Annotated in this window: 18 protein-coding genes; 8 read left to right on the forward strand and 10 right to left on the reverse strand. The window is 73.7% G+C overall.

All coding sequences use genetic code 11. From position 1 onward, the window contains the following. Positions 1-119 precede the first annotated feature (119 nt). The gene (locus E1165_RS00420) at positions 120-2,276 is read left to right on the forward strand and encodes a DUF2142 domain-containing protein (RefSeq protein WP_132386481.1); all 2,157 of its coding nucleotides are present in this window, start codon (positions 120-122) and stop codon (positions 2,274-2,276) included. Between the two features lie 107 nt (positions 2,277-2,383). Here the strand turns inward: E1165_RS00420 and E1165_RS00425 are convergent, their stop codons facing one another. From E1165_RS00425 to E1165_RS00440, 4 genes are all read right to left on the reverse strand, one after another. Beyond that, on the reverse strand, positions 2,384-2,890 hold the full coding sequence (locus E1165_RS00425; RefSeq protein WP_132386483.1) for a hypothetical protein: 507 nt from the start codon (positions 2,888-2,890) through the stop codon (positions 2,384-2,386). Positions 2,891-3,022: 132 nt separating this feature from the next. Beyond that, positions 3,023-3,943, reverse strand: a complete 921-nt coding sequence (locus E1165_RS00430; RefSeq protein WP_132386485.1) for a DUF1906 domain-containing protein — start codon at positions 3,941-3,943, stop codon at positions 3,023-3,025. A 137-nt stretch (positions 3,944-4,080) separates the two neighbouring features. After that, the gene (locus E1165_RS00435; protein WP_132386487.1) at positions 4,081-5,073 is read right to left on the reverse strand and encodes a phosphotransferase; all 993 of its coding nucleotides are present in this window, start codon (positions 5,071-5,073) and stop codon (positions 4,081-4,083) included. 41 nt (positions 5,074-5,114) lie between these two features. Then, positions 5,115-6,287, reverse strand: coding sequence for an acetyl-CoA C-acyltransferase (locus E1165_RS00440; protein WP_132386489.1), 1,173 nt, complete (start codon positions 6,285-6,287; stop codon positions 5,115-5,117). Positions 6,288-6,373: 86 nt separating this feature from the next. Between E1165_RS00440 and E1165_RS00445 the strand changes: the two genes are divergently transcribed. Beyond that, complete coding sequence (locus E1165_RS00445; protein ID WP_132386491.1) at positions 6,374-6,802, forward strand: PH domain-containing protein; 429 nt, start codon at positions 6,374-6,376, stop codon at positions 6,800-6,802. Between the two features lie 46 nt (positions 6,803-6,848). On the opposite strand, the gene E1165_RS00450 is transcribed toward E1165_RS00445, so the two are convergent. Together E1165_RS00450 and E1165_RS00455 are read right to left on the reverse strand one after the other, a co-directional pair. Continuing rightward, entirely contained in the window at positions 6,849-7,796 is a 948-nt protein-coding gene (locus E1165_RS00450) for a rhomboid family intramembrane serine protease (RefSeq protein ID WP_371687281.1), read from the reverse strand. A 27-nt stretch (positions 7,797-7,823) separates the two neighbouring features. Further along, positions 7,824-8,351 carry a peptidylprolyl isomerase gene (locus E1165_RS00455; RefSeq protein ID WP_132386493.1) on the reverse strand — a complete coding sequence of 176 codons (528 nt, stop codon included), beginning with the start codon at positions 8,349-8,351 and terminating at the stop codon, positions 7,824-7,826. Between the two features lie 84 nt (positions 8,352-8,435). Here E1165_RS00455 and E1165_RS00460 point away from each other — a divergent pair, with 84 nt between their 5' ends. Next, positions 8,436-9,257 (forward strand): hypothetical protein, encoded by an 822-nt coding sequence (locus E1165_RS00460; protein ID WP_132386495.1) that lies wholly within the window; start codon positions 8,436-8,438, stop codon positions 9,255-9,257. Positions 9,258-9,339: 82 nt separating this feature from the next. Here the strand turns inward: E1165_RS00460 and corA are convergent, their stop codons facing one another. From corA to E1165_RS00475, 3 genes are all read right to left on the reverse strand, one after another. Further along, the gene (gene corA / locus E1165_RS00465; RefSeq protein WP_132386497.1) at positions 9,340-10,485 is read right to left on the reverse strand and encodes a magnesium/cobalt transporter CorA; all 1,146 of its coding nucleotides are present in this window, start codon (positions 10,483-10,485) and stop codon (positions 9,340-9,342) included. Positions 10,486-10,841: 356 nt separating this feature from the next. Then, positions 10,842-11,936 (reverse strand): PLP-dependent aminotransferase family protein, encoded by a 1,095-nt coding sequence (locus tag E1165_RS00470; RefSeq protein WP_132386499.1) that lies wholly within the window; start codon positions 11,934-11,936, stop codon positions 10,842-10,844. Between the two features lie 151 nt (positions 11,937-12,087). After that, positions 12,088-12,477 (reverse strand): cyclic nucleotide-binding/CBS domain-containing protein, encoded by a 390-nt coding sequence (locus tag E1165_RS00475; RefSeq protein ID WP_132386501.1) that lies wholly within the window; start codon positions 12,475-12,477, stop codon positions 12,088-12,090. A 115-nt stretch (positions 12,478-12,592) separates the two neighbouring features. On the opposite strand from E1165_RS00475, the gene E1165_RS28715 reads away from it, so the two are divergent. The 5 genes from E1165_RS28715 (at position 12,593) to E1165_RS00495 (ending at position 16,089) form a co-directional block, all read left to right on the forward strand. After that, a complete protein-coding gene (locus E1165_RS28715) occupies positions 12,593-12,757 on the forward strand; it encodes a hypothetical protein (RefSeq protein WP_165945081.1) in 165 nt (54 codons plus the stop codon). After that, positions 12,754-13,524 (forward strand): hypothetical protein, encoded by a 771-nt coding sequence (locus E1165_RS00480; protein ID WP_132386503.1) that lies wholly within the window; start codon positions 12,754-12,756, stop codon positions 13,522-13,524. The genes E1165_RS28715 and E1165_RS00480 overlap by 4 nt, the downstream gene beginning before the upstream one ends. Before the next feature lie 81 nt (positions 13,525-13,605). After that, a complete protein-coding gene (locus E1165_RS00485; protein WP_132386505.1) occupies positions 13,606-14,337 on the forward strand; it encodes a sugar phosphate nucleotidyltransferase in 732 nt (243 codons plus the stop codon). After that, positions 14,325-15,392, forward strand: a complete 1,068-nt coding sequence (locus tag E1165_RS00490) for an iron-containing alcohol dehydrogenase family protein (RefSeq protein WP_132386507.1) — start codon at positions 14,325-14,327, stop codon at positions 15,390-15,392. The genes E1165_RS00485 and E1165_RS00490 overlap by 13 nt, the downstream gene beginning before the upstream one ends. Continuing rightward, the gene (locus E1165_RS00495) at positions 15,367-16,089 is read left to right on the forward strand and encodes a CDP-alcohol phosphatidyltransferase family protein (RefSeq protein WP_132386509.1); all 723 of its coding nucleotides are present in this window, start codon (positions 15,367-15,369) and stop codon (positions 16,087-16,089) included. The genes E1165_RS00490 and E1165_RS00495 overlap by 26 nt, the downstream gene beginning before the upstream one ends. Before the next feature lie 108 nt (positions 16,090-16,197). Here E1165_RS00495 and E1165_RS00500 read toward each other — a convergent pair whose 3' ends face one another. Then, positions 16,198-17,478, reverse strand: a complete 1,281-nt coding sequence (locus tag E1165_RS00500; protein WP_132386511.1) for a glycosyltransferase — start codon at positions 17,476-17,478, stop codon at positions 16,198-16,200. Positions 17,479-17,604: the final 126 nt, after the last annotated feature.

The raw sequence follows: 17,604 nt of genomic DNA on the forward strand, positions 1-17,604 counted from the left end.
TCTCCACGGTGGGCACAGTGAGTCGGAGATAGCCTAGCCTGGCAGGCCGACGGTGTAGACCCCGCCGCCACGCCCGTCCGGCAGGCGCTCATTCAGGCGGATGGTGTTTACTTCCGCCCATGTCGGCAGCCGGCTCCCTGGTCGTGGTGGCGTCCGTCACCGCGTTCGTCGTGCTCACGTCCGTACTGCGTCCCCGCCACGGCGACGTGGTCGGGTCGTTGCGACTGGCCGCCGTCCGCGCCGCGCTGGCGACCGGCGTCTATGCCGTACTCACCGTGGAGTTGCTCGGCGCGGCGGGCGCGCTGACCGCGCCGGCCGTCGCGCTGGCGTGGCTGCTCTTCCTGGGCGTGGTCGTGGCCGCACGACGACGCCGACGGGCCGGCGCCACGGTCGCCGTCGCCCGGCGGGAGGCGCTGGTCGGCGCGGCCGTGGCCGGTGCCACCGAAGGTGCTGCCACCGGGGGGCGCGGGCCGTCCGACCCACCCGGTGGCCAGGGCGGCGCGCGGCGGCCATCCGCGGGTGGCGGCGTCGCGGCGACGACGGGCGCCCGCGCCCGGCTGGCCCACTTCCGCCGTACGGCGAGCCGGGGCGAGTGGCTGCTGGCCGGCACCGTCGTCGGGATGGTGCTGGTCGAGCTGCTCGTCGCGCTGCTCGCCGAGCCGAACAACTACGACTCGCAGACCTACCACCTGCCCAAGGTGGAGCACTGGGTGGCGCAGGGCAGCCTCGATTTCTGGCCCACCGCGATCCACCGCCAGGTGACCATCCCGCCCGGCGCCGAGTACCTGCTGCTGCACCTGCGCCTGCTCACCGGCGGGGACGCGCTGTACAACCTGGTGCAGTGGGCGGCCGGGATCGGCTGCCTGGTGGCCGCCACCCGGGTGGCGGCCCAGCTCGGTGGCGGCCGGCGCGCCCAGCTTCTCACCGCCTTCCTGATCGCCACCACCCCGATGGTGGCGCTCCAGGCCACCAGCACCCAGACCGACCTGGTGGCCGCCGCGTGGGCGGCCTGCGCGGGAACGTTGGCACTGGACGGCCTGCGTCGGCGCGCAAGCGTGGCCGACCTGCTGGCCCTCGGCGCGGCCACCGGCCTGACCGCCCTGACCAAGACCAGCGGGCTGATCGCGGTCGGCCCGCTGCTGGTGCTCTGGGGCGTCGCACAGCTCCGGCTGGCGCTTCCCGGCGCGCGGGGCGCGCGGCCGGGCGTCGGGGCGGCCCGGACCGTGGCCGGCTCCCTGCTGTTGCTGACGGTCGCGGCGACGGTGGTGGGCCCGTTCCTGGCCCGGGTGACCGCCGAGTTCGGTCACCCGCTCGGTCCGCCCCGGCTGCGCGAGTCCATCCCGATGGAGCGGCACGATCCCGCCGCGATCCTGGTCAACGCGCTGCGGATCGGGCACACCGCGTTCGACACCCCGCTGGCGCCGCTGCGCGACGGCACCGCCGGGGCGATCATGGAGGGTGCCCGGGCGGTCGGGATCGACCCGCAGGACCGGGACATCACCTTCGGTCGCGAGATCTTCCCGGTGCCCGCCTGGTACCCGGACGAGGACCGGGTGTCCTTTCCGCTGGCCGGGTCGCTGGCGCTGCTCGGAGCGGTGCTCGCGCTGGCCCGCCCGGCCCGGATCAGTCCGGAGCGCGCCGGGGCGCTGCGCGCGTACGCGACCGCGGTCGTGGTCGCCGTCGTGCTGCACACCTCGATGATCAAGTGGCAGACCTGGGGAAACCGGCTGCTCGTGTACGCGCTGGTGGCGGCGGTGCCGCTGGCCGGGCTCTGGCTGGACGCGCTGTTCCGGCGGCGGCCCGCCCCGGGACGCCGCCCGGTGGCGGTGTCGCTGGCGGTGACCGTGTTGGCCACCTCCGCCCTGGCCGGCGTGCTGACCCTGTCGTACGGCTTCCCGCGCCGGTTGGTCGGTGCCGGCTCGGTCTTCACCACCTCCGAGTGGGACACCCGGTTCCTGCGCCGCCCGCAGTGGGCCGACGAGTTCCGCTGGGCCGCCACGGCCGTCCAGGCCAGCGGGGCCCGCCGGATCGGGCTGGTGCAGCAGAACGACAACTGGGAGTACCCCTGGTGGCTGCTGCTGCGCGACGCCGACGGTCGGCCGCCGGAGCTGGTGGCGTTGCAGTCGGTACTGCCGGACCGGCCGCCCGCCGACCCGGCCTCGGTCGACGCGATCGTCTGCACCGGCAGCCGTACCGCCTGCGGAGAGCTGGTCCCGGCGGGCTGGCGGATCGAGTTCCGCGACTACGTCGGCTACGCCCTGCCACCCGTCCGCTGACCGGGGTCGCGCCGACCAGGGTCGCGCCAGTCGCGGCGCCGGGGCGTGTCCGGCGATCCGGAACCCGGGATGCCGCAAGCCGAGTCGATCTCAGGGTCGGGTGCTGGTCAGCGAGCCGGCAGCGGACGCAGGCCCGGCGCGAAGGCCGACACCTCGCCGACGGTGGCCACGACCCGTGCCGTGGCCGGGCGCAGCCGGGTACGGAAGGCGTGGTGGAGCAGGGTGTCGAGGTGCCACACCTGCTTCGGGTGTGGGGTGTGGACGACGAACCGCTCGCGTACGCCGTCGATCGCGGTGGCGGCCAGGGTGACCGACTGGGTGCGCGGGTCCGGGCTCCAGGTGACGTGGCTCAGCTCGCGCAGCTCGGTGTTGAGGTGCAGGCGGAGTCGGTGCAACACCCGGGTCTGCTGGGTGACCACCAGACGCCGATGGGTGAGCAGGAGCAGGTACTCGCCGGAGACCGGCCGGTCGGGACGGCTGCACCGGGCGACCAGGATGGTCGCGTCGCCGGAGCCCACGCACTGCCGGAAGACGGGCATGTGCCGACTCACCGTCTGGACCGCCAGTCCGGTCTCGGCGGCGGCCGGGAGGAACGTTCGCGAGAAGACGTCCATGCCCTGCCCAACGAACCGTGACCTGGAGTGACGTGGGTCACTGTCGACTTTCTGGAAGTTCCATGCCGCCCGTCGCACCGACGGTGCGACGTCGACCGGCCCGCGGCGTCGCCGTGCAGCCGGGTCACCTGGTCAGCGAATCGCCCGGGCCACCTGTGACCACAACACCCGCACCCAGGGCCGGCCCGGCGTCACCCTCGCGGTCCGGTGGCGGACCGGCAGCTCCACATCGAGGTAGTTGCTGTCGATGTTGATCTTGACGCCGCCCCAGGTCTCGTGGTGGTCGCCCTGGTACTGCTTCATCCGCCGCTTCGGCACCCAGTGGCTCGACGGGATCTTCGGGTCGGTCGTCGTCCGCACGCCGTCCCAGTTGGCGAAGTCGAGCAGATCCGGGCGGACGTGCCCGGGCCGGGAGTACGCGGCCACGTGGTCGGCCAGGCCCGCGGAGGCGACGTCGGTGTAAAGGCCGGACAGGTAGCCGTGCTCGTGCAGCCGGGTCGTCCAGGCGCTGCTGAACTCCAGCACCGCGGTCGAGCAGACGGCGTTGCCCGCGGGGTAGCGCTCCATGTCCAGGATGATCGTGCTGTGCGCGGCGAGGCCGAGTTCCCCGGCCCTCGTCGCCGCGTCGTCGGCCGCCGCCCTCCCCTGGGCCCCCGCCTGGGCCGGGTCGATCCGCCGGCTGTACGACGAGCAGGGCGCCTGGAGGCCGACGTACAGCGGGAAGAACCGCCAACCCCTGGCCTGCTGGCTCGCCACCCAGTCCCGGGTCAGGTTGGCCTGCCTGCAACCCCGGTTGACCCCGCCGATGTAGATGCCGAGCGCCCGGTACGGCGACTTCAACCACGCCGTCATCGCGGCGTCCGAGGGCGCGGCGCAGGTGTCGAACCCGAGCCCGGTGAAGGTGCCCGGGTGCGGACCGGAGTAGCCGGCGGCCCGGGCCGGCCCGGCCGCGCCGGTGACCGCCGTCGTGGCGAGCAGCACCCCGGCCACGGCGGCGGTGAGCATCCGGCGGGCGGCCCGAAGCGGGCCCGGTCGGGCGCAGGTCGTCGTCACGGGTTCCCCGTTCTGTGTAAATCATCACCCGGCGGAGCGCACGTGGACCGCGCTCGACGCCGACCCGGAAGATCCTGCCGGGCCGATGCCCCGACTGTCCACCCCGTCGATGTCCACAGGGGAGGTGCGGAGAACCGTCAGACCGGCAGCGGCGCGAAGAGCTCACCGAGCCAACCGGGCACCGCCTCGACGTACTCGGCCCGCCCGGGGTCGGCGGTGTCCAGCGCGCGCCGCCAGGACAGCGCCCGGCTGACCACGGTCACCCGCACCGCCAGCCCGGCCGCCTCGCGCAGGGTCGCCCGGTCGTACCGGTCGGTCCAGGACTCCAGGTACGCGTCGCGCAGCCGCAACAGCGCCGGGTCGCCCGGATCCAGCCCGCGGGCGTGCGCCACCGAGCGGAGTGTCACCAGCAGCGTGCCGAACGGGTGCGCCACGGAGGCGTCCCCCCAGTCGAAGAACCGGTACCCGTCGTCGCCGACGAAGACGTTGCCGTCGTGCAGGTCGTCGTGCTGGATGCTGGCCGGCACCCCGACCTCGGCGAGCCGACGGCACAGCCCCGCGAACTCTCCCCGGTACGCCCGCAGCCGCTCGTACGACCCGGCGTCCGGGCCGGCCGCCGTGCCGAGCAACAGCGCCTCGGTGTCGTCGAGCAGCGCCGTGAACAGCCCCGGCAGCTCTTCCGGCCGGTGATCGGGCACCCCGTCGGCCAGCAGCTCACCGACGTGCGGGGCGACGGTGGCCTGAAGCGCCGCGTACCCGGGCAGCAGCCGCTCCCAGTGCGTCAGGTCCTGGCCCCCGGCCAGGACCTCCCGCAGGCTCGGGCCGCCGTCGGGCAACAGGGCCCAGCCCCGCCGCGGGTCGACGGCGACCGGTTCCAGCACCCGCCCCGGGACGAGCCGGGCCAACCCGGCCAGGAGCGTCGCCTCGTGCCGGGTCCCCGGGTTGTTGGCCTTGAACCAGGCGTCACCGGCGTCGGTGGGCACCCGCCAGACCAGCGACCAGGGGCGGACGCGCGGTTCGACCGGGCCGGTGACCCGGCGGCCACGCCGGCCGAGGGCGTCGGTGACCCAGGCTAGGGCGCCCTCGCGCCACCGGGGGTCCGTCCAGTCGGGAACGGGATGAGTCGTCACGTCCGCAGGCTAGGCGCAGCCCTCCGGGACAGCCAGCGAATTCAGAGCAGCTCGACGACGGTGGCGTTCGCCATGCCCCCGCCCTCGCACATGGTCTGCAGGCCGTACCGGATGTCGTTGTCCCGCATGTGCTGGAGCATGCTGGTCATGATCCGGGCGCCGCTGGCCCCGAGCGGGTGGCCGAGGGCGATCGCGCCGCCACGCGGGTTGAGCCGCTCCGGGTCGGCCTCGGTCTCGGCCAGCCAGGCCAGCGGGACCGGAGCGAACGCCTCGTTCACCTCGTACACCCCGATCTCCTCGATGCCCAGCCCCGCGCGGCGCAGCGCCTTGGCGGTGGCCGGGATCGGCGCGGTGAGCATGGCGACCGGGTCGTCGGCGGCGACCACGGCGGTGTGGACGCGGGCCAGTGGCCGCAGCCCGTGCCGGCTGGCCCACTCGCTGGTGGTGACGGCGAGGGCGGCGGCCCCGTCGGAGATCTGCGAGGCGGAGCCGGCGGTGACCACGCCGTCGGCGCGGAACGGGGTCTTCAGCTCGGCGAGCGCCGCCAGCGTGGTGTCCCGTCGGATGCCCTCGTCGGCGGCGAACACGCCGCCGTTGGCGAGCGGTACCGGGGCCAGCTCCGGGTCGAACGCCCCGGCGTCCTGGGCGGCGGCGGCCTTCTCATGGCTGGCCAGGGCGAACTCGTCGAGCTGGGTACGGGAGAAGTGCCAGCGGGCGGCGATCAGCTCGGCGCCGACCCCCTGGTGGAACGGGACGGGCTCGTCGTGGGCGAAGCCCTCGACGCCCCGGTAGCGGGCCCGGACCTGGTCGCTGAACGGGTTGCCCCCGACAACGTTGGCGCCCATCGGCACCCGGGTCATCGACTCGACACCGCCGGCCACCACCAGGTCGGCCTGGCCGGACGCCACGGCCGCGGCGGCGAAGTGCAGTGCCTGTTGGCTGGAGCCGCACTGCCGGTCCAGGGTGGTGCCGGGGACCGACTCGGGCCAGCCGGCGGCGAGCACCGAGGTGCGGCCGATGTTCCAGCACTGCTCGCCAACCTGCGAGACGCAGCCCCAGACCACGTCGTCGACCTGGTCAGGGTCGATGCCGGTGCGCTCGGCGAGGGCCCGCAGCACGTGCGCCGAGAGGTCGGCCGGGTGCACGTCGGCCAGGCTGCCGTTGCGCCGCCCGACCGGGGTCCGTACCGCGCCGACGATGACTGCGTCACTCATGACTACTCCCGGGTAACCTCGCCCTGCCGTCGATCGTACGTCCTGCCCGGGCGGGCCGTCCGCCGCCGTGCTGGCATCCTGGGAGTGTGCGGTCCCCATCGTCGTCGACCCACCAGTGGCGGGTGCCGCCGGCCCTGCCGGCGGTGAAGCTCGTCGGCGCGGTCGCGCTCGCCGCTCTCGGCGTGTTCCTCTCCGGCGCCGACCGGGTCGCCCTGGCGCTGTCGCTCGTCATGGCCGCCGGGCTGGCCGGATGGGCGACCCGGGATCTGCTCGTCCCGGTCCGGCTCGCCGCCGACGCGGACGGGGTCACCGTGATCCAGGGCCTTGCCGGCCGGCGGCGGTTGCCGTGGGCCGCGATCGAGACGGTCAGCGTGGCGCGGCGCAGCCGGTTCGGGCTGGCCGCCGAGACGCTGGAGATCGACGCCGGGGAGTCGTTGCACCTGTTCGGCCGCCACGACCTGGACGCCCCGCCCGACGAGGTGGCCGAGACGCTGCGCGCGGCCCGGCCGGACTGAGCCCGCGACCGTCCGGCGGGGCGGCTCCGGGGCGACGCGGCCCGGTTCAGCCGAGCAGCGCCGCCGTCCGCACCATTGCCAGGCCGAGCAGGACCGCCAGGACGATCCCGGCCCCCACGGCCTGGAAGACCGCCCGGCGCATCCGTGGCGCGTACGCCAGCACCCACCCCATCGCCGCGCCGGTGAGCAGGCCACCGACGTGCCCCGGGATGGAGATGCCCGGCACGGTGAACGTGAAGATCAGGTTGATCACCAGGATCGGCAGGATCGCCGAGGTGTCCCGGCCGAGCCGGCGCATCAGCACGAACACGGCGGCGAAGAGACCGAAGACCGCGGTCGAGGCACCGGCCGACGCGGTGTTGGGGGCGCTGAACACGTACGCCGCGATGTTGCCGCCCAAACCGGCGACCAGGTAGAGGGCGAGGAAGCGCAGCGGCCCGAGCAGGGCCTCCAGGTCGCGCCCCAGCACCCAGAGCGCCCACATGTTCAGCAGCAGGTGCACCAGGCCGTAGTGCAGGAACATCGCGGTGACCAGGCGGTACCACTCGCCCGCGGCGACGCCGTGCAGCGGCCCGAAGTCGACGTACGAGGCGTAGCCGATCACCGCGCCCCACTGGGTCAGCGGCGTGCTGCCGCCGAGCAGGCCGCCCAGGCCGGAGCCGCCGGCCATCGCGTCGCCACCCCGGTCGCTGGCGATGGAGAGCACCATCATCAGCAGGTTGAGCGCGATCAGGGTCCGGGTGACGAGGCCGCGACGGCCGGACGCACCGCCACCGAAGGCGGTACGTGCCGGCCGTACGCTCCGGCGTCCCTCGTCCACGCACTCCGGGCACTGGTGGCCGACGGAGGCGTCCCGCATGCAGTCCGGACAGATCGGTCGGTCGCAGCGGCTGCACCGGACGTACGTCTCCCGGTCGGGGTGGCGGTAGCAGACCGGCGTGGTCGGCATCGACCCGCCGGTGGCGTCGCCGGCCGGCCCGGGGCGTTCAGTCATGCGTGCAAAGGTACCTCGGGCCGGCCCTCAGCCCTTGTACTCGATCTCGACCCGCTCGATCACCACGTCCTGCAACGGCCGGTCGTTGGGGCCGGTCGGGGTGTTCGCGATGCTGTCCACCACCTTCACCGACTGCTCGTCGGCCACCTGCCCGAAGATGGTGTGCCGGTTGTTCAGGTGCGGTGTCGGCGCGACGGTGATGAAGAACTGCGAGCCGTTGGTGCCCGGCCCGGCGTTCGCCATGGCCAGCAGGTACGGCCGGTCGAAACGCAGCTCCGGGTGGAACTCGTCACCGAACTTGTAACCCGGGCCGCCCCGGCCGGTGCCGGTGGGGTCACCCATCTGGATCATGAAGCCGCTGATCACGCGGTGCGAGATGGTCCCGTCGTAGTACGGGCCACTGCCCGGCTGACCGGTGCGCGGGTCGACGTACTCCTTGTTGCCCTCGGCCAGGTCCACGAAGTTGCGGACGGTCTTCGGCGCGTGGTTCGGGAAGAGCTCCAGCCGGATCGGGCCAGCGTTGGTGTGCAGGGTGGCGTAGACAGCCTCGGCCACGGGTACTCCTCACTCGTTGGTCAGTTCCATGCGGATCCTCCCATGTGCCCGATCTGGCAGTGCGGAGGCATCCGAAGGTGGAGGATGACGAGGGAACGACTCCCAGGAGGTGGGACCGTGTTTGGAATCGGGCGGCGCAAGACCCAGGGGCAGCTCGCCAGGGTCGAGCTCAACCAAGGAATCGGTCACCTGAGGCAGGCCGCGGCGCACGCCGCGAAGGGTGCCGGCGCCACGGTCGGCCCGCGGGTCCAGGCAGCCCGGGGCGCCGTCGCGCCGACCGCTGTCATGGTGCGGGACAAGGCGTCGAGCGGTGTCGGGTCGGCGATCGCCGCGCTGGCCCCGCTGGCCCTGTCCGTGCGCACCGCGCAGGCCGGGGCGGCGGGTCGGATCGTGGCCGGGAAGAAGGTCGCCGCCGCCAGGCAGGACGCGATGAGCCGGAAGGCGAAGGCCAGGAACCTCAAGAAGCGCCGGAAGTCGCGGGGCGGCATGATGACCGGCCTGCTGGCCGCCGGGGCAATCGCCGGCGTGGCCGGCGTCATGGCCGCGCGCCGCCGCCGCGAGCAGCAGGAGTGGGCCGAGTACGACCCCACCCGCTCCGTCGACCCGATCAGCGACGAGGTCGACACCCTGGTGGTGCAGACGCCCACGGCCTCCGGCCCGGCGACCGACTCCTCGACCGCGTCGAGCGCCGCCGGCACGGCCGGTGGCCCGACCGGCGCGGGCAGTTCGGCGGTGGCCGGCGGGGACAGCGCCTCGACCACCACCCCCGGCACCCAGCCGAAGGTGCACGCCGACGACACGGTGCCCTCGGTCGCCGAGGGCGCCACCGACGTCTCCGGCCGACCGGCGGACGACGTGTCCAAGGCGCTCGGCAAGGGCACGGCGAAATCCGGCAGCCGTCACTGACACGGATGTCGCCGGTGGCGCGGGGTGATCCCCGTGCCACCGGCGTTTCCGGCCTGGTCGGCCCCGCCGGCCGCCGCCGGCGTCAGAGCCAGCCGTTGCGGCGGAACCAGCGGTACAGCGAGATCGAGACGGCGAGCATGATGGCCAGCACGCCCGGATAGCCGTACGTCCACTCCAGCTCGGGCATGTTCTCGAAGTTCATCCCGTAGATGCCGGCGAACGCGGTCCACACCGCGGCGATGGCCGCCCAGGCGGCGATCTTGCGCATGTCGTTGTTCTGGTCGACGGTGACCTGCGCCAGCCGCGCCTGCAGGATCGAGTTCAGCAGGTCGTCGTAGGAGTTGACCTGCTCCACGGTGCGGCTGAGGTGGTCCTGCACGTCGCGGAAGTAACGCCGAACCTCCCCCGGCACCTCCCGGTTGATCTCGGCGACGAGGGTGAGCAGCGGTCGCTGCAACGGCACCACCGCCCGCTTGAACTCCACCAGCTCCCGCTTCATCTGGTAGATCCGCTGGATCCGCCCGCTGCCCTGGGGGGCGAAGACGTCGGCCTCCAACACGTCGAGGTCGTCCTCCAGCCGGTCGGCGACCTCCAGGTAGTGGTCGACCACGCGGTCGGTGATCGCGTACGCCACGGCCCACTTGCCGTGCCGCAGCAGCTCCCGCTTGGCTTCCAGGTCGGCGCGGACCGGCGCGAGCCGGCAGGCGTCCCCGTGTCGGACGCTGATCAGGAAGTCCGGTCCGATGAAGAGCATGACCTGGCCGGTCTCCACCACCTCGGAGTTCTCGGTCAGCTCGGTGTGCTCGCAGTAGCGCGCGGTCCGCAGCACCAGGAAGCTGACCTCTCCGAAGCGCTCCAGCTTGGGTCGCTGCTCCGCCTTGACCGCGTCCTCCACCGCCAGCTCGTGCAGGCCGTACGTCTCGGCGATGGCGGTCATCTCCGCGAGGTCAGGCTCGTGCAGCCCCAACCACACGAACGCGTCAGGTTCCCTGCGGGCGGCTTCCCGCGCGTCGGCGTAGTGCCACGGGCCGGGCTGCCGTTCCCCGCCGACGTAGAGGGCGCAGTCCACCACGCCACTGCGGCCCGGCCCGGCCGGTTCGGGCGTGCGCGGGGACCCGTCGGCGTTGAGGATGCGGGACATGGCGCGGACGGGCGCCGCCCAGGCGCGGGGGCTGAGCACCCGCCCGGTGTGCTGCGTCGACCGTTCCCGCTGGCTGCGATCCGTCACGGCGTCCTCCTCCCCACGGTGCTGCGGCTTGCAGGGTACGCCGCCGTGCCGGCCCCGCCCCGCCGGCCGGTGGCGGTGACGGGCGTCACCCCGGCCGCTCTCCGCCGGACGTGGACGCAGGAGTCGGCGTGGCATGGCTCCGGGTGGGCCGGACCGCGGTCAGGGGGGTGAGGGGCGGCCCGGCCCACCCGTCGCCGGTGGGGGCGGGGGTGATGCCGTGGGCGTCGCCGCCGTACGGGAGCGTCCCGGTCGAGCCGGGATACGAGCGACGCTCGCAGCATTGTGAGGCAGACGGCCGGCCCGGGGGATACCCGAACCGGCCGTCGCCGTACGACTGTCGGAAATCCGACAGATATTCAGCCGCGGGTGGCGGCCACCGCCTCCGCGAGACGACGCACACCCTCGTCGATCCGGTCCAGGGTCACCGCCGAGAAGGCCAGCCGCAGCGCGTGCCGCCCGCCGTCGACCATGAAGTCGCTGCCCTTCACCACGGCGACGCCGCGCTCGGCCGCCGCCGGGGCGAGCTTCTCCACGTCCACGTCCTGCGGGAACTCCACCCAGAGGAAGTAGCCGCCGTCCGGCTCGACGAAGCTGGCCTCGGGGATGTGCCGGCGCAGCGACTCGGCGAGCACCCGGGCCCGCTCACCGAGGGCGGCCGAGACCGTCTCGATCGACCGCTGGATGTCGCCGGAGACGCAGAACTGGTGCACGATCGCCTCGGAGACCATGCCGGGCGAGATGTAGAGGTTGGTCGCCTTCCTGGCGATGTCGGCGATCAGGTCCGCCGGCCCGACCAGGTAGCCGACCCGGACCCCGGGGCAGACCGTCTTGGTGAAGCTGGAGGCGTGCACCACCACGTCACGGGTGTCCAGCGAGAGCATCGACGGCAGCGCCTCACCACGGAACCGGATGTCGGCGTACGGGTCGTCCTCGAAGAGGGTGAACCCGTACTCGGCCGCCAGGTCGAGCAGTTCGCGTCGCTTCTCCAGGGAGAGGGTCACACCGGCCGGGTTCTGGTAGTTCGGGATGACGTGCGCCAGCTTCGGCCGCACCCCGGACTCCAGCAGCTTACGCAGTTCGGCGGTGTCCAGGCCGTCCGGCTCGACGGAGACGCCGTGGATCTCGCCGCCCATCTTCTGGAGGTTGAGCAGGGTCCGGTCGTACGTCGGGCGCTCCACCACCACGGCGTCGCCACGCCGGACGAGGTGGTCGAAGAGGAACGCGTCCGCCTGGAGCGAGCCGTTGGTGACCAGCACCTGCTCCGGGGCCACCCCGTGCTTCTCCGCGATCCACTTCCGCAGCGGAGGGTAACCGACGGAGGTGCCGTACGCCGTGACCCCGGCGGGGTCGGCGTCGAAGGCGCGGAGGGCGGCGGCCTTGAGACCCTCGACATCCACGATGTCCAGCGAGGGCGCGCCACGGGCGAACGAGATCAACTGCTCGGCGGTCATGGGCACGAGCCTAGGGCCTGCCCCGGCCGCCGCGGCCGGCGTACACGCCAAGTTCAACATGCGGGCAGGTGATCACCGGGCGGAGCTGCGCTGGTGCGGGCTCCGTCCGCCCCGGCCGGGGGCCGCTCCGCCAGCCCCCGGGCGGGGCCGGTCAGCCGACCGCCTGCCGCGCCTGCGACCAGACCCGCATCAGGTCGCGTACCGAGATGACCCCGGCCACCTCCTGGCCGTCGAGCACCACCAGGTGCCGGAACCCGCCCCGGGCCATCGCCGCGGCAGCCTCCTCCACCGTCCAGTCCGGACCGGCGTAGACGACGTCCCAGCTCACGTGCGCTCTGGTCCGTTCCACGTCGCAGTCGAGCCCGGCCCCGATGGCGTTGAGCACGTCGCGTTCCGTCATGATGCCGACCCCTTCGGAGTCGGGGTCGATCACCACCGCCGAGCCGACCCGGCGGGCCGACATCATCCGGGCCGCCTGGCGGAGCGTGTGCTCCGGGCCGACCACGAGAACCTGCTTGGACATCGCTTCCCGAACCTGCATCACACATCACCCCTGTGGGACGGTGGCACCCGGCACCCACATGGTGGGCCCGCAGGCAGGCCGGGACAAGAGCGGGCGGCGGCGCGAGGCGGATCCGCTCGCTACTGTCCTCCCTGTGCCCCCCGAGCCTCCCCGCTGCGCCGGCGCGCTGACCGTGGACGACGACGCCCACCTGTCCCTCCACCCCCAGCCGGCCGAGCGGCCCCGGCTTCCCACCTTCCGGGACAGCGGCGGCGGTCACCGGGACGCCGGCGCCGCGCTCCGGTCGACCGGTCCGTGAACCCGGGCGTCGACCTCCCGCCGCACCGGTTCGCCGGGCTGGTCGCCCCGGCGGTCGACCGGGTCTTCGTCGCGGGCATGCTCGCCGGCCGCGACGGCGGTGGCGCCGAACTGAGCCAGCGGTACGGCGGGCCCGCCGCCACCGGCTTCCTGGTCGAGTTCCGCACCCGGCTCGCCGCGCCCGGCGGGGCCGTCGACGGTCCGGGCTTCGCCGCCGTCACCCGGTACCGCGACCCGGCCGTCTGCCAACGGGCCCTGGACAAGCAGGTCGCCCACGCAATGATCACCCGGCGGCCGGACGGCGGCTTCACCGCCACCGAACGCGGCGCCGGGTTCCTCGCCGAGATCTACCAGGTGCACGCCGAGGTGACCGAGGAGCTGTGGGCCGGGCACGACGACCGGGTGCTGCGCCTGGCCGAGGCGTTCGGCCGGGTGCTCGGGCACGCGCTGCTGCTGGCCGGAGAGCCGGACGCGGAGCCGGGACGAGCCTTCGCCACCATGGCGCCGCCGCACGAACCGGACGGCACCCCACCCGGTGTGCTGCTGCTCAACCGCACCGGCGCGCTGCGTTACCACCGGGCCGACGCGCACGCCGCGGCCTGGACCGCCGCCGGACACACCGCCGCCAGCGTCACCGAACTGCCGCCGGGGCCGGAACACCGGGCGATCGAGCTGGAGACGGATCGTCGCGCCGCCGGCCCGTACATTGGCCTCGACGCCGAGGAGCGGCTCGCCGTGCTGGCCGACCTGGCCGCCCTACCCGGCTGATCGTCCGGTTGGCGAAGGGCCCGTCGTCACGCGCGGCTATCCTCCACGGTGACCTGGGAGTCGTACGAGGGAGGACCCCGCATGATCGGGATGGTGCTGGCGGCCGGCGCGGGACGCCGGCTGCGGCCGTACACCGACACGCTGCCCAAGGCGTTGGTGCCGGTGGACGGTGACACCACCATCCTCGACATCGCGCTACGCAACCTGGCCGAGGTGGGGCTGACCGAGATCGTGATCGTCGTCGGGTACGCCGCCGACGCGGTCGCCACCCGCCAGGTGGAGCTGGAGAGGCGCTACGGCGTCACCCTCACCCTGGTGCACAACGACCGGGCCGAGGAGTGGAACAACGCCTACTCGCTCTGGCTGGCCCGCGAGCACTTCGCCCGGGGCGTGCTGCTGGTCAACGGCGACACGGTGCACCCGGTGAGCGTGGAGAAGACCCTGCTGGCCGAGCGCGGCCCGGGCATCCTGCTCGCCGTCGACACCATCAAGACGCTGGCCGAGGAGGAGATGAAGACGACCTTCGACGCCGCCGGCCAGCTCACCCGGATCACCAAGCTGATGGACCCGGGCGAGGCGTACGGCGAGTACATCGGCGCGACGCTGATCGAGCCGCAGGTGGCCGACGGGCTCGCCGACGCGCTGGAGGCGACCTGGCGGCGCGACCCGAACCTCTACTACGAGGACGGCTACCAGGAGTTCGCCGACCGTGGCGGCGAGGTGCGGGCGGCGCCGATCGGGGACGTGGCCTGGGTCGAGGTCGACAACCACGAGGATCTGGCCCGCGCGCGGGAGATCGCGTGCCGCTACTAGCCCGCACGGTGCTCACCCCGCTGCACATCGACGTGCGGCGGGGAGCGGTGGCCGACCTGGGCGCGATCCTCGCCGACGGACGGATCTCGGCCGGCGGTGACGTGGCGGTGGTGGTGGGGCCGGGTCAGGGCGAGCAGATCGCCGAGCTGATCCGGCCGTCGTTGCGCTCCGCCGACGTGTTCACCGTCGTCGGCGGCACCCTGGAGGCCGCCGACGACCTGGGGGCCAAGTTGCGCGCCCGGTCGTACGACGCGGTGGTCGGCATCGGCGGCGGCAAGACGATCGACGTCGCCAAGTACGCGGCGACCCGGCGCGGGTTGCCCATGGTGTCGGTCGCGACAAGTCTGGCCAACGACGGCATCGCCTCGCCGGTAGCCAGCCTGGTCAGCGAGGGCCACAAGGGGTCCTACGGGGTGCACATCCCGATCGCGGTCATCGTCGACCTGGACTTCGTCGAGAGTGGCCCGGACCGGACCAACCGGGCGGGCATCGGCGACGCCGTCAGCAACATCAGCGCCCTGGCCGACTGGGAGCTGGCCCGCCAGGTCCGGGGCGAGCCGGTCGACGGGCTGGCCGCCTCGCTGGCCCGGATGGGGGCCGAGGCGGTGCTCGCCCACCCCGGCGACATGACCGACGACGCGTTCGTCACGGTGCTCGCCGAGGCGTTGATCTCCAGCGGCCTGGCGATGGCGGTCTGCGGCACCAGCCGGCCGGCCAGCGGCGGCTGCCACGAGATCATGCACGCCATCGACGCGCTCTACCCCGGTACCGCCTCGCACGGCGAACTCGCCGGCCTGGGGGCGCTGTTCTGCACCTGGCTACGCGGCGACCGCCGCCGGTTCACGGAGATGTCGGCCTGCCTGGCCCGGCACCAACTGCCCCGGCTCCCCGCCGACGTGGGGCTCACCGACGACCAGTTCGTCGAGGCGGTGCGGTTCGCGCCGGGCACCCGGCCGGACCGGTACACCATCCTGGAGCACCTGGCGATGTCGCCTTCCGAGACGCGGGAGCGGCTGGCAGACTACGCCGGTGCGATCCGCGACCACTGTGGTTGAGCCCCGTCCCACCGTCGCCGACTTCCACCGGGTGAACCGGGGTGGCGGCCTGTTCAGCGAGTCAATCAGCCAGTGGATCGGCGCGGTCTTCGCGCTGGTCGCCCAGCGGCTCGGGCTACGCCCGACCGCGCTGACCATCACCAACCTGGTGCTCGGCCTGGCCACCTCGGTGATCGTGGTGGCGCTCGCCACCCGGGTCGCCGGGGGCGACGTCCCGGCCTGGGTGGTCGGGCTGGTCGCGCTGGTCGGCTGGCAGATCGCGTACGCCCTGGACTGCGCCGACGGTCAGCTCGCCCGGGTCACCGGCACCGGCAGCCCGGCGGGGGCCCGGGTGGACGTGCTCTGCGACGTGGCGGCCCAGATCGCCCTGGTGGCGGCACTCGGCGCGACCGCCGTGGCGCAGCGCCCGGGGACGCCGTCCTGGCTGGTGGCGGTCTTCGCCGGCACCTGGATGGTGAACCTGGTGACCTCGGTGATGCAGTCCGGGCCGAACGCGGCCAGCATGGTCACCTCGACCTCCCTGCCGGTACGCCTGGTCAAGTTGGTCCGGGACTACGGCGCGGTGATCTTCGTGGCGGCGCTGGTGCTGATGCTGGCTCCCGCGCTCACCTTCTGGGTGGTCGTGGCGTTCACCGTCGTCAACGGCGGTTTCCTGCTGGCCAGCATCGCCTTCTCCGCCCGCGCCTCGCTCCGCTGACCCCAGGGCGGGATCTGGGGTGACCCGACGCAGGAGTCATCCAGACGGGCGCGCTTCGCGCCCACCCGGCATCCGGGCAGGTCGGGAGGACAGGGCCGTGGGGACGGGTCAGGGGCGGCGGGTGGCGGCGAGGTCGGCGTAGATGTCGAGGTGGCGCTTGATGACCACGTCGGGGTGGAAGGTGCGCTCGTAGCGGGCGCGGGCGGCGGCGGCGAGCGCCGGAGCCCCGGCCCGCGCCACCGGCAGCGCGGCGGCCAGCGCGGCGGGGTCCGGCGGCACCACCCAGCCGGCCTCCCCGGTGACCAGGCCGGCCGGCAGCGCCGACGGGCCGGCCGGCGGCGGAAGGTGGCCGGCGACGGCGGAGGCGGTCGCGGCCGGGCCCGTGCCGGCGGGCTCGTGCGGGGAGTCCGCCCCGATCAGGTACGGGATACCGCCGAGCGCGGTGCCCAGCACCGGCCGGCCGCTCGCCAACGCCTCGATGATCACGGTCGGCAACACGTCGTGCCACATGGCGGCGGCGATCACCACCGCGCTCGCCTCGACCGCGGCCCGTACCCCGGCGCGGTCGAGCTGGCCGAGGTAGACCACGTCGGCCCGTTCGGCGGCGGCTGCCTCGACCAGTGGGCGCAGCTCACCGTCGCCGGCCACGCGGAGCGTGCCCAGGCTGCCCACCGGATGCCGGCGCCACGCGTCCAGCAGCAGGTCGAGGCCCTTCTCCGGGGTGAGCCGGGCCAGGTAGAGGAAGCCGTCGCCGAGCGGCGCCGGCGCACCCGGGTCCGGCACCGAGTTGGGCTTGACCACGATCCGGTCCGCCGGGATGCCGTAGTCGCGCAGGTGGTCGGCGATCGCCGAGGTCAGCGCGATGAAACGGTCCACCGACCGCCAGGTGCCCCGGTGCACCGCGAGCGTGGTCGCCATCAGCGCGCTCTGCGCCGCCGAGCCCCGGTAGCAGCGGTGCACGATCGCCGGCACGCCCAACGCCCGACCCTTGCAGTCCTGGCAGATCACCCCGTCCCGGAAGTAGATGCCGGAGGAGCAGACCTGCCGGTAGTTGTGCACCGTCTGCACCACCGGCACGCCGTGCCGGTGCGCCGTGCGCACCACCCAGGGCGAGAGCAGCGGGTACGGGTTGTGCAGGTGGAGCACGTCCGGCCGGTGCGCGGTGAGCAGGCGGCCCAGGTCCTCCTGCGCGCGGGGCGCCCAGATCGGGGAGATCGGCAACAACGCCTTGGCCGCCCGCGACATCGACGGGATCTCGTCGGAACTGCGGATGAACGGCAACACCTCGACGCCGGCCGACCTGAGCTGGGTGATCTCCGAGTCGACCATGGTGTTCTCGCCGGAGGGCTGGGCTTCCCGGTACCGGTTGTGCGCCACCACGATCCTCACGGAGCTTGCCTTTCGTTCGCGACTGGGCCGACCTCTGCTCGCGGCTGCGGGGCTGGTGAGCTCGCCCCTCGCGCCCGCGGTGGGAACTCGCGAGCTCGTTCCCCGCGCTCACGGGAAAGAAGGCTA

Origin of the sequence: Micromonospora sp. KC723 (genome assembly GCF_004348595.1) — a bacterium.
GTDB lineage: Bacteria > Actinomycetota > Actinomycetes > Mycobacteriales > Micromonosporaceae > Micromonospora.

What these genes read in the sequence shown, in the direction of transcription:
- E1165_RS00460 (WP_132386495.1), top strand. Translation starts at nt 8,436, where the DNA reads ATGACGAGGGAACGACTCCCAGGAGGTGGGACCGTGTTTGGAATCGGG.
- E1165_RS00425 (WP_132386483.1), bottom strand. Translation starts at nt 2,890, where the DNA reads ATGGACGTCTTCTCGCGAACGTTCCTCCCGGCCGCCGCCGAGACCGGA.
- E1165_RS00475 (WP_132386501.1), bottom strand. Translation starts at nt 12,477, where the DNA reads ATGCAGGTTCGGGAAGCGATGTCCAAGCAGGTTCTCGTGGTCGGCCCG.
- E1165_RS00440 (WP_132386489.1), bottom strand. Translation starts at nt 6,287, where the DNA reads ATGAGTGACGCAGTCATCGTCGGCGCGGTACGGACCCCGGTCGGGCGG.
- E1165_RS00470 (WP_132386499.1), bottom strand. Translation starts at nt 11,936, where the DNA reads ATGACCGCCGAGCAGTTGATCTCGTTCGCCCGTGGCGCGCCCTCGCTG.
- E1165_RS00420 (WP_132386481.1), top strand. Translation starts at nt 120, where the DNA reads ATGTCGGCAGCCGGCTCCCTGGTCGTGGTGGCGTCCGTCACCGCGTTC.
- E1165_RS00485 (WP_132386505.1), top strand. Translation starts at nt 13,606, where the DNA reads ATGATCGGGATGGTGCTGGCGGCCGGCGCGGGACGCCGGCTGCGGCCG.
- E1165_RS00450 (WP_371687281.1), bottom strand. Translation starts at nt 7,796, where the DNA reads ATGACTGAACGCCCCGGGCCGGCCGGCGACGCCACCGGCGGGTCGATG.